This window comes from Streptomyces sp. NPDC004561 (assembly GCF_053602155.1).
The window spans coordinates 1-1064 of sequence record NZ_JBSGDB010000942.1 but is presented as its reverse complement, the minus strand read 5'-3'; the positions used below and the strand labels follow the sequence as shown (position 1 = coordinate 1064).

Here is a 1064-nt window from a genome sequence, read left to right as displayed (position 1 = left end):
GGAGCGGGCCGAGGTCGGCGTAGAGGTGGCGGCCGGCCTGCGGGGGGCGGGCGAGCGCGCCGGCGGTCACGACCGCGGCGTGCGCGGCGGCGGCGAGGCGCGCGTGCAGTCGTACGGCTGCCTCCCGCCGCTCGGTGACGGGCGGGGGTTCGTCGAGGGCGTACCCGGCGGCCGCGGCGACGGGGCCCGCGACCCGGGCGTCGAGCGCGGTCAGGATGTCGAGCACGCGCGCGTGCAGGGCCAGTCCGGCCTCGGTCGCCGGGAAGCGGGCGACGGCGGCGGGCCAGCCGGGGGGCAGCAGGGCGCCCGCAAGGTCGGTGACGACGGTGACCCGGTCGGGCTCCATCTCGGCGGGGCTGAGCAGGACGGTGTCGTGCGGGGCGTGCAGGGTGTCGCGCCAGGTCTCGTCGCTGACCAGATGCAGGCCCTCGGCGGCCGCGACCTCCACGGTCTCGTGCAGCAGTTCGGGCGCGGCGACGGTGGCGGTGGGGTCGTCGGCGACGGACAACACCAGCAGCCGCGGGTCGCCGCCCTCGGCCCGGACCCGGCGGACGGTCTCCAGCAGCGCGTACGGATCGGGGACGCCACCGCCCTCGGGGGGTGTGGGGACATGGAAGACGGGCCGGCCGAGCAGGCGCGCGTAGGGCGCCCACCAGGCGGCGCAGGGGCGGGGCACGAGGACGTCGGCGCCGTCGCCGGCGAGCGCGGCGGTGAGGGCGAGGAGCAGCGCGGGGGCGCCGGGTCCGGCGGCCACCCGGTCCGGGACGCAGGGCAGTCCACGGCGCGTCCAGTAGCCGCAGGCCGACTCCAGCAGGGCGGGGGCGCCGCCGACGGGCTGGGCGTCGGCGCGGCTCGCGGCGGCGGCGACCACGGCGGCGAGTTCGGGGAGGACCGGGAGGCCGTCGCCGGGCAGCGGCGGGCCGTAGCGGACGGGGCCGTGGCCCTCGGGGTCCGTCCGCCGCATGTCCTTGCTGCCCGGCGGCGCACCGGCGTTCCACGACTTCCAGTCGGCGAACGGCCTGCTGGACACCTTCGGCGACATCCTGGTCCGCACCTCGGCGACC

1 protein-coding gene is annotated in these 1064 nt (G+C 79.3%); it reads right to left on the bottom strand.

Going from position 1 to position 1064, the window contains the following annotated elements; genetic code table 11:
- Positions 1 to 964, bottom strand: a 964-nt coding sequence (locus ACWEN3_RS46885) for an aminotransferase class I/II-fold pyridoxal phosphate-dependent enzyme (RefSeq protein ID WP_452984600.1), incomplete at its 3' end; no start/stop codon positions are given.
- Between the last annotated feature and the right edge of the window lie 100 nt (positions 965 to 1064).